Genomic DNA, 12946 nt, shown 5'->3' on the forward strand with positions numbered 1-12946 from the left:
CCCGCCGTGTAGCCGGCCTGCGGCTGCCACAGCACGCCCAGCAGCCAGGGCGCCAGGGCGCGCGCCACGGCGGTCGGCAGGCCGAGCGCGCCGTTCAGCGTGGCCACGTGCGCGCGGCTCACGTACTGCGCGATGGCGGTGCCCTTGACGATGGTGAGCATGCCGTTGCCCATGCCGTAGAAGGCGACGAACAGCAGCGCCAGGCCGACGTGGCCGCCGGCGGCCAGCAGGGCGGCCAGGCCGATCGGGATCAGGCAGGGGATCAGCCGGTTCGCCAGGTGCAGGTCGAAGCGGTGCTCGAAGAAGTACAGCAGCGCGCGGCCCAGCACCTGCATCGCGCCGATGCTGGCCGGCATCGCGATGGCCCAGGCCTCCGACAGGCCGGCGCCGCGCAGCAGGCTCACCATGTGCGGCGGCAGCGCGGCGGTCACCGCCATCATCAGCACCACGAACACGCCGATGAGCAGGAAGGGCGCGCTGCGCAGGTGGGCCCTGAACCCCGGGTCGGCGGCGCGGCCCGCGCCGGCCGCCGGTGCCGCCAGTGCCGCGCGCGGCGCGCCGCGCAGCCAGTGCCAGTGCAGCGGCGCGCACACCGCCAGGTGCAGCGCGGCCAGGCCGACCAGCGTGCCGCGCCAGCCCGCATGCCCGATGCCCCAGGCCACCAGCGGGATGAACACCGTGCTGGCCAGCCCGCCCAGGAAGGTCAGCGTGATGATGGCGCGCCGGAAGTCCAGCGGGAAGCGCCGCGTCACCGCCGCGAAGGCCGGGTTGTAGAGCGTGCCTGCCAGGCCGCAGCCCAGCAGCGTCCAGGCCGCGTAGAAGCCCCAGCGCGTCGCCACCACGCTGTGCAGCAGCAGGCCGGCGGCCAGCAGCAGCGAGCCGCCGGTCATCACCGCGCGCTCGTGGCCGCGGTCGATCCAGCGGCCCACCGGCCAGGCCATCACGCCTTCCATCAGCAGCGCCAGGCTGAAGGCCAGCGAGGACTCGGCGCGCGTCAGGCCGAGCGACTGCTCCACCGGCTCCAGCAGCACGCCGAAGCCGTAGAACACGCTGCCCCAGCTGATGAGCTGCCCCACCGACAGCCAGGCGACGAGGCGGCGGTCGTAAGCGGGCGCGGCAGGGGGCATCCCCCGAGCTTACGCAACCCGGCGCGGGCGGGTCAGAACGGGTAGTGCCGCGCGCCCGCCTGCACCGTCACCCAGCGCAGGTCGGTGAATTCCGCGATGCCGGCCTTGCCGCCGAAGCGGCCCCAGCCGCTGCCCTTGACGCCGCCGAAGGGCATCTGCGCCTCGTCGTGCACCGTCGGCCCGTTGACGTGGCAGATGCCGGACTCGATGCGCTGCGCCACCTGCAGGGCGCGCGCCGCGTCGCGGCCGAACACCGCGGCCGAGAGGCCGTAGGGGTTGTCGTTGGCGCAGGCGACGGCTTCCTCCACGCCGTCGACGCGCACGATGGCCTTCACCGGGCCGAATGTCTCCTCGGCGTAGATGCGCATGGCCGGCGTGACGCGGTCCAGCAGCGTGGCGGGCATCAGCGTGCTGTCGGCCTGGCCGCCGCACAGCAGGGTGGCGCCCTTGGCGAGCGCGTCGTCGATCAGCGCGTTGCAGTGCGTGACTGTGTTCATGCCGACCACGCTGCCGAGCACCACCGGGTCCGGCCCGCGCGGGTCGCCCAGGGGCAGCGCGGCGGCCTTGGCGGCGAACTTCTGCACGAAGGCGTCGGCGACGGCGGCATCGACCACCAGCCGCTCGGTGCTCATGCAGATCTGGCCCGAGTTCATGAAGCAGCCGAAGGCGGCGGCGTCCACCGCGGCGTCGAGGTCGGCGTCGTCCAGCACCAGCAGGGGGGCCTTGCCGCCCAGCTCCAGCACCACCGGCTTGAGGTGCTGCGCGCACTGCACCGCGATCAGCCTGCCCACGCGGGTGGAGCCGGTGAAGTTGACGCGGCGCACCGCGGGGTGCGCGATCATGGCGTTGACCACGGCCTCGGCATCCGCCGGCGCGTTGGTCACATAGTTCACCACCCCGGGCGGGAAGCCCGCATCGACAAAAGCCTGCGCGATCAGCCGGTGCGTGTGCGGGCACAGCTCCGAGCCCTTGAACACCACCGTGTTGCCACAGGCCAGCGGCGTGGCGAGGGCGCGCACGCCGAGGATGACGGGCGCATTCCACGGCGCGATGCCCAGCACCACGCCGGCCGGCTGGCGCAGGCCCATCGCCAGGCTGCCGGGCACGTCGGAGGGGATCACCTCGCCGGCCACCTGCGTGGTCAGCGCCGCCGCCTCGCGCAGCATGCCGGCCGCCAAGTGCACGTTGAAGCCGGCCCACAGGGCGGTGGCGCCGGTCTCGCGCGGCAGCGCGGCGACGAACTCGGGCGCCTTCGCCTCCAGCGCGTCGGCCGCCTTCAGCAGCAGCGCGCGGCGTTCGCCGGGGCCGGTGTGGCGCCAGGTCGTGAAGGCCTCGGCCGCCGCCTCGACGGCACGCAGCGCATCGGCCGGCGTGGCCGCGGGCGCGCGCGAGGCCGGGCTGCCGTCCAGCGGGTTGTGCCGCTCGAAGGTGGCGCCGCCTTCGGCGCCGGCGGCGAGGCCGTTGATGAGCATGGACAGGTCGGACATGGGAACGGGTTCTCCTTCAAGGGGCTGCGGCGGCGGTGCCGAGGTAGGCCTGGCGGATGACGTCGGAGCGCGCCAGCTCGGCGGCCGGCCCGCCGGCCACCAGCGCGCCGCGCTCCAGCACATGGGCATGGTCGGCCACGGCCAGCGCCTTGCGCACGTTTTGCTCCACCAGCAGCACGGTGGTGCCGGCGTCGGCGATGCGCCGGGCGATGGCGAGCAGTTCGTCCACCATGCGCGGCGCCAGGCCGAGCGAGGGCTCGTCCAGCATCAGCAGGCGCGGGCCGCTCATCAGGGCGCGGGCCACGGCCACCATCTGCTGCTCGCCGCCGCTCATGGTGCCGGCGAGCTGGTGGGCGCGCTCGGCCAGGCGCGGGAAGTCCTCGAAGGCCTGGCGCAGGCGCGCGGCGCGCTCGACCTTGCCGGCCAGCCAGCCGCCCAGTTCCAGGTTCTCGGTGACGGTCATCTGCGGGAAGAGCTGCCGCCCTTCGGCCACCAGCGCCATGCCGCGGCGCACCGCCACGCCGGGCTGCTTCACCGGCAGCAGCGTGTCGTCCAGCAGCACGGTGCCGGTGCGCGGGATCAGGCCGGCCAGGGCCTTGAGCAGCGTGGTCTTGCCGGCGCCGTTGGGGCCAAGGATCACGGTGAGGCCGGGGCCGACGGCGAGGTCGATCGAACGCAGCACGTTGAAGCCGCCGTAGCCGGCGCCCAGGCCCTCGATGCGCAGGCGAGCCGTCATGCGAGCACCTCATCGCCTAGGTAGGCGTCGATCACTTCGGGGTTGCGCACCACCTCGGCCGGCGTGCCGTCGGCGATCTTGCGGCCCTGGTGCAGCACCAGCACGCGCTCGACGTGGCGCAGCAGCGTGGCCACGGCATGCTCGATCCACACCACCGCCAGGCCCAGCTCGCCGCGCAGGCGGCCGATCAGCCGCGCCATCGCCTCCACCTCGGCTTCGGTGAGGCCCGCGGCCACCTCGTCCAGCAGCAGCAGGCGCGGGCGGGTGGCCAGCGCCATGCCGATCTCCAGCAGGCGCTGCTGCGCGGGCGTGATGGCGGCGGCCGGCAATGCGGCATGGCGCTCCAGGCCGATCAGCGCGAGGATGGTGTCGGCATCGGCGAGCGCCGGCGGCGCGGCACGGTGCCGGCCGGCGAACTGCAGGCCGAAGTCCACGTTGTCGCGCACGCGCATGGCGGCGAACACGCGCGGCGTCTGGAAGGTGCGCGCCACGCCCTCGGCGGCGAAGCGGTGCGGGCCCTGGCCGGCCAGGTCGTGCCCGCCCAGCAGCAGCGCGCCGGCGGTCGGCGCGGTCACGCCCGAGATGGCGTTGAAGAAGGTGGTCTTGCCGGCGCCGTTGGGGCCGATGATGCCGACCAGCTCGCCGGCGTCGAAGGCGGCGCTCACCGCGTCCACCGCGGTCAGGCCGCCGAAGCGCACCGTCAGCGCGCGGGCTTCCAGCAGGCGCTCAGCCATCGCGGCCTCCGCGCGCCGCGAACCAGCCGCGCAGCGTCTCGCGGCGCAGGCTGCCCAGGCCGTCGGGCAGGTACATCACCGACAGGATCAGCAGCAGCCCCAGCGCCATCATGTAGGCCTGCGGCAGCTGCAGCCGCAGCGTCTCGGCCAGCACGCTGAACACCACCGCCGCCGCGACCGGGCCCCACAGCGTGGCGGCGCCGCCGATCAGCGCGATCAGCACGGTCTGGAAGCCGATGAAGGGGTTGAACACCGTCACCGGGTCGATGTAGGTCCAGCGCACCGCCATCGCCGCGCCCGCCGCGCCGGCGAAGGCGGCGGTGAGGGCGAAGCCGAGCGTCTTCACCCAGCGCGTGGGCACGCCCAGCGTCTGCGCGCGCTGCTCGTCGGCGCCGATGCCCGCCAGCGCCAGGCCGAAGCGGCTGCGCCGCACGGCCATCGCGGTGGCCACGGCGCCCGCCGCGATCGCCAGCAGCGTGAAGTACACGGTGCGGTCGTCGGGCACCACCGCGAGCACGCGGCCGACGGTGCCGGTGACCTGCTTCTCGAAGTAGGTGACGGCGTGGCGGATCAGCTCCGTCATGCCGAAGGTCAGCACCGCGAAGTACGTGCCGCGCAGGTGCAGCACCGCCGCGCCCATGACCAGCGCGACGGCCGCGGCGACGGCGGCGCCGAGCGCGATGACCACCGGCCAGGGCAACTGCTCCAGCGTCAGCGCGCTGGCGTAGGCGCCGATGCCGAAGAAGGCCGAGGTCGCCAGCGACAGGTAGCGCGTGCTGCCGCAGAACACGCTCCAGCTCGACGCCAGCGCCACGTACATCAGGCAGGCCATCGCCAGCGACAGCGCGAACTCGCCCACCAGGGCCGGCAGCAGCGCGGCGCCGGCGGCGAGCAGCGCCAGGAGGATCGCGTCGCGCTTCATCGTTTCGAGAACAGGCCGTTCGGCCGCCACAGCAATACGGCGATGAACACGCCGTACGAGAGCAGCGACTTGAGGGAGGGATTGGTGAAATGCATGCCCAGCGCCTCGATCACGCCCAGCAGCAGGCCGCCGGCCAGCGTGCCGCCCATGCTGCCGAAGCCGCCGAGGGTGATGACGATCAGCGCCGTCACCGTGTAGGGCTCGCCCATCGCCGGCGTGATGGTGTAGGCCATCGATAGCAGGCAGCCCGCCACGCCCGACAGGCCCAGGCCGACGCCGAACATCAGCGGGTGCAGGCGCTTCGTGTCGATGCCCACCAGCTGCGCGCCGATGGGCGACTGCATCAGCGCCCGCACGCCCTTGCCCAGCAGCGTGAAGCGCAGCAGCGCCATCAGCGCCAGCGAGAACAGCAGCGCCAGGCCGAACACCAGCAGCTTGTTGGCCGCGAACTGCGTGCCGCCGACATGCACCGGCTGCGTCAGGTAGTCGTAGCCGCGCAGGTCGCCGCCCCAGGCCCAGGCGGCGAGGTTCTGCACCAGGAACATCAGGCCGAAGGCGACCATCAGGCCGCGCGCCTCGAACACGTCCACGTTCGGCGCGTCGGCCGCCAGCTTGCGGAAGGTGAGGCGGTGGATCATCAGCCCCAGCCCCAGCAGCAGCACGAACACCGCGGGCAGCATCGCCAGCGGCGACCAGCCCAGCAGCGTGGCCGCCATCCACGTGACGTACGCGCCCAGCATCAGGAACTCGCCGTGCGCGATGTTCAGGATGCGCATGAGGCCGTACTGCAGGTTCAGGCCCAGGCCCACCAGCGCGTAGATGCCGCCGGTGATCAGCCCGCTGGCGATCAGTTCGAACCAGGCCGTGGCGGACACGTCGCGCCTACTTCCAGGCCGGCTTGGCGGGGTTGAGCTTCGCCGTCGCCACCGAGGCGGGCCACACGACCTCGAACTCGCCGTTCTGCCACTGGCCCACCGTGCCCGGCGTGGCCGTGTTCTCGCTGCCGGTGAATCGGACGTCGCCGATGATGGTCTTGTGCGTGGTGCCCGCGACGTGATCGCGGATCGCCTTGCGGTCGAGCCCGACCTTCGCCACCGCAGCCTGCAGGATCTCCAGCCCCGCCCAGCAGTGGCCGCTGGCCCAGCGGTCGGGCTCCTTGCCCTCGAAGCGCTTGGTGTGCGCGTCGAAGTAGGCCTTGGCGCCCGGGCTGGTCTTCGCGTTCCACGAGCCCATGCCCAGCACGCCCTCGGCGCCCGGCGCGGTGATGACGTTGCGGTAGAGCTGGAAGGCCGTGCCCACCGAGGCGTAGAAGAACTTCGGGTTGAAGCCGATCTCCTTGGCCTGCTTGCTCGCCAGGATGGTGTCGGGCGGGTAGGTGATGCCGATGAAGGCGTCCGGGTTCTGGTCCTTGATGCCGCGCAGCACGGGCGACAGATCCTTCACGCCCAGCGGGTAGCTCTTGCGCTCCACCACCTGGATGGAGGTCTTCTTCAGCGCGTTGTTCAGCGCCGCGAAGTTCTCCAGGCCGAACAGGTCGTCCATGTAGACGATGGCGACGCTCTTCGCGCCGTTGGCGGCCAGCATGTCGACCAGCGCGCCCATCATGCGGTCGGGCTGCTGCAGCAGCGAGAAGAAGAAGGACAGGTTCATGTCGATCAGCTTGCGCGACAGCGCGGTGGGCGCCAGCATCGGGTAGCCGAAGCGCTGCGCCAGCGGCGCGATCGCGAAGTTGGCGTTGCTGCCCCAGGGCGGCAGGATCAGGTCCACCTTGTCGCTGCCCATCAGCTTCTGGTAGCTGCGCACGCAGGTCTCGATGTCGCTGCGGTCGTCGGAGCTGACCAGCTCCACGGGGCGCTTCACGCCCTTGACGTCCAGCCCGCCGGCGGCGTTCACCTGCTCGGCCCACAGCAGGTAGTTGGGCTCCTGGCTCACCTGGGCGCCGGGCGTCCAGGGGCCGGTGCGCGACATGGCGTAGCCGATGCGCACGGGGCCGCCGGACGTGGGCTGCGCCCGCAGCGCGGGGGCGAAAGCCGCGCTGCCCAGCACGGCGGCGGTGCCCTGCATCCAGCGGCGGCGGGTGGGAAGGGTGAGTCGGTCGGCGGGCATGGCATGTCTCCTTGCGCTTGTCCTGCGCCGCATCGTAGGAAGGCGTGCTGCAGGCCGCTGTGCAGGGCGCGCACTGTCCGCTTGCGCCAGCGCGCACCGGCCTCGGGGTTTCCCCGCAGTCGGCGGCGCGGCGCGGCGGGCGCTGCCCATAATCCCGCGCACCCCCTTCCCTCAACGGAGCGCGCCGTGACCCCGTCCCTGCTGCTGAGCACCGATGCCGTGGCCCCGCGCGAGCGCGCGCCGCAGTGGCGCGAATGGGTGTGGCGCCACTTCGGCGGGCTCGATTCCGACCTGTACGGCGACACCGATTTCGACGGCCACCTGTCGGCCTCGCGCGCCGGCGACGTGATCCTCACCCGGCTGGAGGGCGGCCGCCACCGCGTGCTGCGCACGCCGCAGATGGCGCGCCGCGACGAGGCGGCCTACCTCAAGATCGTCGCGCCCTGGCAGGGCAGCGCCACGGTGCACCAGCAGGGCCGCGCCGGCAGCGCGCGCGAGGGCGGCTGGATCATCTACGACACCACCGAGGGCTACGAGATCGACAACCCGGAGCACACGGAGCACCTGATCGTGATGCTGCCGAAGGCGCAGATGGCCGAGCGCGGCGTGCACCTGGCGCCACTGATGGCGCGCCGCGTCGGCGGCTCGGCCGGCATCTCGCGCGTGGCGCTGGAGACCATGCGCCACACCTACCGCGAGCTGCCCGCGATGAGCGAGACCGCCGCGCGCGGCGCCGGCGAGATGATCATGCAACTGGTGCGCCTGTCGCTGCTGGAGTTGGCCGGGCACGAGACCGCGGCTACGCAGAAGACCGCGCTGCAGGACCGCATCCGCGACCACGTCGCGCGCCACCTGGCCGACCCGCACCTGTCCATCGACCACATCGCCCGCGCCCTGAACTGCAGCAAGCGCCACCTGCACAACGCCTTCGCGCACGGCGACCTGACGCTGGCCAGCTACATCCAGCAGCAGCGGCTGCAGGCCTGCATCCGGCAACTGCGCCAGGGCACGGGCGACGCGCGCTCGATCACCGAGATCGCGCTGTCCTGCGGCTTCGGCAACCTGTCGCACTTCTCGCGCGCGTTCCGCGAGCACACGGGCATGAGCCCGAGCGAGTTCAGGCAGGCGCAGCGCCTGACCCGTGATTGAGACCGGCCCTTCGGCGGCATCGGGCCGTTCGCACTGAGCCTGTCGAAGTGCCGCCCCGGGCTTCGATCCTTCGACGGGCTCAGGACAGGCCAAGCTCAGCCTGAACGGCTCCTGTCAAGCGTCGGACGCCAGCGTGCGCCGGTACTGCATCGCCTCGGCCACGTGCGCCTTGCCGATCCCGTCCGCACCGGCCAGGTCGGCGATGGTGCGCGCCACCCGCAGCGCGCGGTGCGTGGCGCGGGCGCTCCAGCCCAGGCGCGCGGCGGCCGACTGCAGGAAGGCCAGGGCGTCCGGTTCGGCCTGCGCATGCGCGTCGAGCGCGCGGCCGGCGAGCGCGTGGTTGGGCAGGCCCTGGCGGGCCAGCGCCCGGCCGCGGGCCGCGGCGACGCGCTCGCGCACCGCCGCGCTGCCTTCGCCGGGCGGCGCCGAGAGCAGTTCCTCCGGCGGCACGGCCGGCACCTCGATGTGCAGGTCGATGCGGTCCAGCAGCGGGCCGGACAGGCGCCCCTGGTAGCGCGCCACCTGGTCCGGCGTGCAGCGGCAGGGCCGCCCGCGCGCGCCGCGGAAGCCGCAGGGGCAGGGGTTCATCGCCGCCACGAGCTGGAAGCGCGCCGGGAATTCGGCCTGCCGCGCCGCCCGCGCGATGTGGATGCGGCCCGTCTCCAGCGGCTCGCGCAGCGCCTCCAGCGCGGCGCGCGGGAACTCGGGCAGTTCGTCGAGGAAGAGCACGCCGTGGTGCGCCAGCGAGATCTCGCCCGGCCGCGGCGGCGAGCCGCCGCCCACCAGCGCCACCGCGCTGGCGCCGTGATGCGGCGATCTCAGCGGCCGCTGGAAGATGCGCGCCGGGTCCAGCCGCCCGGCCAGACTGTGGATCGCCGCCGTCTCCAGCGCCTCGTCCACCTCCATGCCGGGCAGCAGCCCGGCGAAGCGCTGAGCCAGCATCGACTTGCCGGCGCCGGGCGGGCCGACCATCAGCAGGCTGTGCCCGCCCGCGGCGGCGATCTCCATGGCGCGCCGGGCGGCGGCCTGGCCCTTGACGTCGGCCAGGTCGGGGCCGGGCGGCGCCGCGGCGGCCGGCGCAGCGGCCACGCGCACCAGGCCGGCGGCCTGCGCGGCCGGCGCCTCGGCATCGGCCGGCAGGAAGGCCTGCACCACGTCGAGCAGGTGGCCCGCGCCGCAGACCTGCGTGCCGGGCACCAGCGCCGCCTCGCGGGCGCTGTCCATCGGCAGCACCAGCCGGGTGTCCACGCCGCCGGTGCGCAGGGCCAGCGCCATCGCCAGCGCGCCGCGCACGGGGCGCAGTTCGCCCGAGAGCGACAGCTCGCCGGCGAACTCGTGGCCCGCCAGCCGGGCCGGGTCGACCTGCCCGCTGGCGGCCAGGATGCCCAGCGCGATCGGCAGGTCGAAGCGGCCGGAGTCCTTGGGCAGGTCGGCCGGCGCCAGGTTGACGGTGATCCGGCGGTCGTGCGGGAAGGCCAGCCCCGCGTTCTGCAGCGCCGAGCGCACCCGCTCGCGCGCCTCCTTCACCTCCACGTCGGCCAGCCCGACCAGCGTGAAGCTCGGCAGGCCGTTGGCCAGATGCACCTCGACGGTGACCGGCTCCGCGCGAAGACCCACCAGGGCGCGGCTTTGCACCAAAGACAGACTCATCCCGATCGCTCTCCCTGATTTGGTGCGCGCATCCGGCCGCAAGAGCCGGTGCACGCTGTTCTTCATGGCGCCCTCATGACTCCATGCGGGCGCCCCGCGATTCTGTCCTCCCCGCGCGCCGGGCGATCCGGGCCTTTGGCACGCTCCCTGCTTTGGCTCGCATCGTGCAGGGAGCACCAGATCCATTCCTTCATTTGTTCCGACTGCGAGGAGAACCCCTGATGATGCATCGCCATGCCGCCACCGTGACGCTGGTGGCCCTGACCGCCGCGCTGGCCGCGCCCGGCACCGTGCTGGCCGAGGAGGCCGCGCCTGCCTCGCCGATCAGCGCCAACGTGTCGCTGACCTCGAACTACAAGTTCCGTGGCCAGGACCAGGACCAGATCGGCCACAACGGCTACTACAAGACCCGCGGCATCAAGCCGGCCCTGCAGGGCGGCTTCGACTACGCGCACGAGAGCGGCTTCTACGTGGGCAACTGGAACTCCAGCGTCAACTGGCTCTCGGGCAACAGCATCGAGAGCGACCTGTACGGCGGCTACAAGTTCAAGGCCGGCCCGATCGACTGGGACGTGGGCGTGATCACCTACATCTACCCGGGCAACCACGTCGGCAACACGACCGAGATCTACGGCGGCGGCACCTGGTCGGACGACGTGTTCGGCTCGCTCACCGTGAAGTACTCGCACACCGTCTCGAAGGACTACTTCGGCTATGCCGGCTACGACGCCTGGGACCCGCTGAGCTTCACCAAGCGCCCCAAGGGCCGCGGCACCGGCTACCTGAACATCGCCTACAGCAAGGAAATCATCCCCAGCCTGACGCTCAAGGCCGCCATCGGCTACACGCGCATGAGCAGCGACATCCGCGCCGCCGGCTACCGCAACTACGTGGACTACAACGTGGGCGCCACCTACGACTTCGGCGGCGGCCTGTCGCTCACCGGCTCGGTGCAGGGCGCCAACAAGAAGAGCAACTACATGCTGACCACCTGGGACGGCATCGACCTGCTCGGCGACGGCTCCTTCATCTACGGCGGCGGCCAGCAGTCGGTCAACAAGGCCCGCTTCATCGTCACGCTGAGCAAGACCTTCTGATCGCGCGAGCGCCCGGCTGCGGCGCGAGCCGCGCCGGCCCATCCACTCCTAAGGAGAAGTCACCATGAAGCTGATCACAGCCATCATCAAGCCCTTCAAGCTCGACGAGGTGCGCGAGGCGCTCTCGGCCATCGGCGTGCAGGGCATCACCGTCACCGAGGTCAAGGGCTTCGGCCGCCAGAAGGGCCACACCGAGCTGTACCGCGGCGCGGAGTACGTCGTCGACTTCCTGCCCAAGGTCAAGATCGAGGCGGCCATCGCCGACGAGCTGGTGGAGCGCGTGATCGAGGCGGTCGAGAGCGCCGCCCGCACCGGGAAGATCGGCGACGGAAAGATCTTCGTCTACGACGTCGAACAGGTCGTTCGCATCCGCACGGGAGAGACCGGGCGCGACGCACTCTGAGCACGGCCAGGCACCGAAAGAGAACAAACCAAATGAAAAAACTGCTCGTTTCCCTCGCGCTCGGGCTGAGCGTGCTCGTCGCCGGCGTGCCCGGCATCGCACAGGCCCAGGCGCCCGCCGCTCCCGCCGCCGAGGCACCCGCCGCGGCGCCTGCCGCCGCAGCGCCCGCCGCCGCCCCCGAGGCCGCGCCGGCGCCCAACAAGGTCGACTCCGGCGACACCGCCTGGATGCTGACCTCCACCCTGCTGGTCATCCTGATGACGATCCCCGGCCTCGCCCTGTTCTACGGCGGCCTGGGCCGCAGCAAGAACATGCTGAGCGTGCTGATGCAGGTGTTCGTCATCTTCTCGCTCATCAGCGTGCTGTGGGCCCTGTACGGCTACAGCCTCGCCTTCACCGGCGACGGCAGCTTCATCGGCACGTTCGAGAAAGTCTTCCTCAGCGGCGTGACGCAGGAGACCTTCGGCGCGCTCGCCACCATCCCCGAGTACGTGTTCCTGGCCTTCCAGGGCACCTTCGCCGCCATCACCGTGGCGCTGATCGTGGGCGCCTTCGCCGAGCGCGCCAAGTTCGCCGGCGTGCTGGTGTTCTCGGTGATCTGGTTCACCTTCAGCTACGTGCCGATGGCCCACATCGTGTGGGGCGGCGGCCTGCTCGGCCAGGACGGCGCGCTGGACTTCGCCGGCGGCACCGTGGTGCACATCAACGCCGGCGTCGCCGGCCTGGTGGGCGCCTACGTGATCGGCAAGCGCCTGGGCTTCGGCAAGGAAGCCTTCACCCCGCACTCGCTCACGCTCACGATGGTCGGCGCCTCGCTGCTGTGGGTGGGCTGGTTCGGCTTCAACGCCGGCTCCGCCGGCGCGGCCAACGCCTCCGCCGGCCTGGCCTTCGTCAACACCGTGCTCGCCACCGCCGCCGCCACCCTGGCCTGGTGCCTGGGCGAGGCGCTGCACAAGGGCAAGGCCTCGATGCTGGGCGCCGCCTCCGGCGCCGTGGCCGGCCTGGTGGCCGTCACCCCGGCGGCCGGCTTCGTCGGGCCGATGGGCTCCATCGTGCTGGGCGCGGTCGCCGGCTTCATCTGCCTGTGGGGCGTGGGCGGCCTCAAGCGCATGCTCGGCGCCGACGACGCGTTCGACGTGTTCGGCGTGCACGGCGTGGGCGGCATCGTCGGCGCCATCCTCACCGGCGTGTTCGCCGCGCCCGGCCTGGGCGGCACCGGCGGGGCCGACCCGGCCGCCTTCTCGATGGGCGCGCAGGTCTGGATCCAGGTCAAGAGCGTGCTGTTCACCATCGTGTGGTCCGGCGTCGTGGCCTTCATCGCCTACAAGATCGCACAGTACACCGTCGGCCTGCGCGTCACGGAAGAGGAAGAGCGCGAGGGCCTGGACATCACCTCGCACGGCGAGACCGCCTACAACCGCTGATCGCGTCGCCTGCGCACGCATGGCCCGCCGGCACTTCGGTGCCCGCGGGCCTTTTCCTTTGTCTGTCCGATCCGCCAAGAATCAATTGTTTGCAATTGGTCCTGTCCGTTG

At 72.2% G+C, this 12946-nt stretch carries 12 protein-coding genes; 4 read left to right on the top strand and 8 right to left on the bottom strand.

The window, feature by feature from the left end:
• The 7 genes from ACIY1X_RS19190 to ACIY1X_RS19220 all read right to left on the bottom strand — a co-directional run.
• Positions 1 to 1127: MFS transporter (locus ACIY1X_RS19190; protein WP_399683558.1), on the bottom strand; the 1127-nt coding region annotated here is incomplete at its 3' end.
• A gap of 32 nt (positions 1128 to 1159) precedes the next feature.
• The gene (locus ACIY1X_RS19195; protein WP_399683559.1) at positions 1160 to 2614 is read right to left on the bottom strand and encodes an aldehyde dehydrogenase; all 1455 of its coding nucleotides are present in this window, start codon (positions 2612 to 2614) and stop codon (positions 1160 to 1162) included.
• A 16-nt stretch (positions 2615 to 2630) separates the two neighbouring features.
• The gene (locus ACIY1X_RS19200) at positions 2631 to 3350 is read right to left on the bottom strand and encodes an ABC transporter ATP-binding protein (protein ID WP_399683562.1); all 720 of its coding nucleotides are present in this window, start codon (positions 3348 to 3350) and stop codon (positions 2631 to 2633) included.
• A complete protein-coding gene (locus ACIY1X_RS19205; RefSeq protein WP_399683564.1) occupies positions 3347 to 4084 on the bottom strand; it encodes an ABC transporter ATP-binding protein in 738 nt (245 codons plus the stop codon). The genes ACIY1X_RS19200 and ACIY1X_RS19205 overlap by 4 nt, the downstream gene beginning before the upstream one ends.
• Positions 4077 to 5006, bottom strand: a complete 930-nt coding sequence (locus ACIY1X_RS19210) for a branched-chain amino acid ABC transporter permease (RefSeq protein ID WP_399683567.1) — start codon at positions 5004 to 5006, stop codon at positions 4077 to 4079. Before ACIY1X_RS19210 ends, ACIY1X_RS19205 begins: the two co-directional genes overlap by 8 nt.
• Positions 5003 to 5881 (bottom strand): branched-chain amino acid ABC transporter permease, encoded by an 879-nt coding sequence (locus ACIY1X_RS19215; protein ID WP_399683570.1) that lies wholly within the window; start codon positions 5879 to 5881, stop codon positions 5003 to 5005. Before ACIY1X_RS19215 ends, ACIY1X_RS19210 begins: the two co-directional genes overlap by 4 nt.
• Before the next feature lie 7 nt (positions 5882 to 5888).
• Positions 5889 to 7112, bottom strand: a complete 1224-nt coding sequence (locus ACIY1X_RS19220; RefSeq protein WP_399683573.1) for an amino acid ABC transporter substrate-binding protein — start codon at positions 7110 to 7112, stop codon at positions 5889 to 5891.
• Positions 7113 to 7298: 186 nt separating this feature from the next.
• Between ACIY1X_RS19220 and ACIY1X_RS19225 the strand changes: the two genes are divergently transcribed.
• Complete coding sequence (locus tag ACIY1X_RS19225) at positions 7299 to 8261, top strand: helix-turn-helix domain-containing protein (protein ID WP_399683576.1); 963 nt, start codon at positions 7299 to 7301, stop codon at positions 8259 to 8261.
• Positions 8262 to 8375: 114 nt separating this feature from the next.
• On the opposite strand, the gene ACIY1X_RS19230 is transcribed toward ACIY1X_RS19225, so the two are convergent.
• Complete coding sequence (locus ACIY1X_RS19230; protein ID WP_399683578.1) at positions 8376 to 9911, bottom strand: YifB family Mg chelatase-like AAA ATPase; 1536 nt, start codon at positions 9909 to 9911, stop codon at positions 8376 to 8378.
• Positions 9912 to 10132: 221 nt separating this feature from the next.
• Here ACIY1X_RS19230 and ACIY1X_RS19235 point away from each other — a divergent pair, with 221 nt between their 5' ends.
• The 3 genes from ACIY1X_RS19235 (at position 10133) to ACIY1X_RS19245 (ending at position 12835) form a co-directional block, all read left to right on the top strand.
• Positions 10133 to 11008, top strand: a complete 876-nt coding sequence (locus tag ACIY1X_RS19235; protein WP_038217562.1) for a TorF family putative porin — start codon at positions 10133 to 10135, stop codon at positions 11006 to 11008.
• Positions 11009 to 11072: 64 nt separating this feature from the next.
• Positions 11073 to 11411: a P-II family nitrogen regulator gene (gene glnK / locus ACIY1X_RS19240; protein WP_038217560.1), complete on the top strand. Its 339-nt coding sequence runs from the start codon at positions 11073 to 11075 to the stop codon at positions 11409 to 11411.
• Between the two features lie 32 nt (positions 11412 to 11443).
• Positions 11444 to 12835 (top strand): ammonium transporter, encoded by a 1392-nt coding sequence (locus ACIY1X_RS19245; RefSeq protein WP_399683581.1) that lies wholly within the window; start codon positions 11444 to 11446, stop codon positions 12833 to 12835.
• Positions 12836 to 12946 lie beyond the last annotated feature (111 nt).

Source organism: Xenophilus sp., assembly GCF_044462705.1.
Taxonomy (GTDB): Bacteria; Pseudomonadota; Gammaproteobacteria; order Burkholderiales; family Burkholderiaceae_C; genus Xenophilus; species Xenophilus azovorans.

Coding starts and splice junctions, on each gene's coding strand:
- ACIY1X_RS19195 (WP_399683559.1), bottom strand. CDS start 2,614: ATGTCCGACCTGTCCATGCTCATCAACGGCCTCGCCGCCGGCGCCGAA.
- ACIY1X_RS19200 (WP_399683562.1), bottom strand. CDS start 3,350: ATGACGGCTCGCCTGCGCATCGAGGGCCTGGGCGCCGGCTACGGCGGC.
- ACIY1X_RS19205 (WP_399683564.1), bottom strand. CDS start 4,084: ATGGCTGAGCGCCTGCTGGAAGCCCGCGCGCTGACGGTGCGCTTCGGC.
- ACIY1X_RS19210 (WP_399683567.1), bottom strand. CDS start 5,006: ATGAAGCGCGACGCGATCCTCCTGGCGCTGCTCGCCGCCGGCGCCGCG.
- ACIY1X_RS19220 (WP_399683573.1), bottom strand. CDS start 7,112: ATGCCCGCCGACCGACTCACCCTTCCCACCCGCCGCCGCTGGATGCAG.
- ACIY1X_RS19230 (WP_399683578.1), bottom strand. CDS start 9,911: ATGAGTCTGTCTTTGGTGCAAAGCCGCGCCCTGGTGGGTCTTCGCGCG.
- ACIY1X_RS19235 (WP_038217562.1), top strand. CDS start 10,133: ATGATGCATCGCCATGCCGCCACCGTGACGCTGGTGGCCCTGACCGCC.
- glnK (WP_038217560.1), top strand. CDS start 11,073: ATGAAGCTGATCACAGCCATCATCAAGCCCTTCAAGCTCGACGAGGTG.
- ACIY1X_RS19245 (WP_399683581.1), top strand. CDS start 11,444: ATGAAAAAACTGCTCGTTTCCCTCGCGCTCGGGCTGAGCGTGCTCGTC.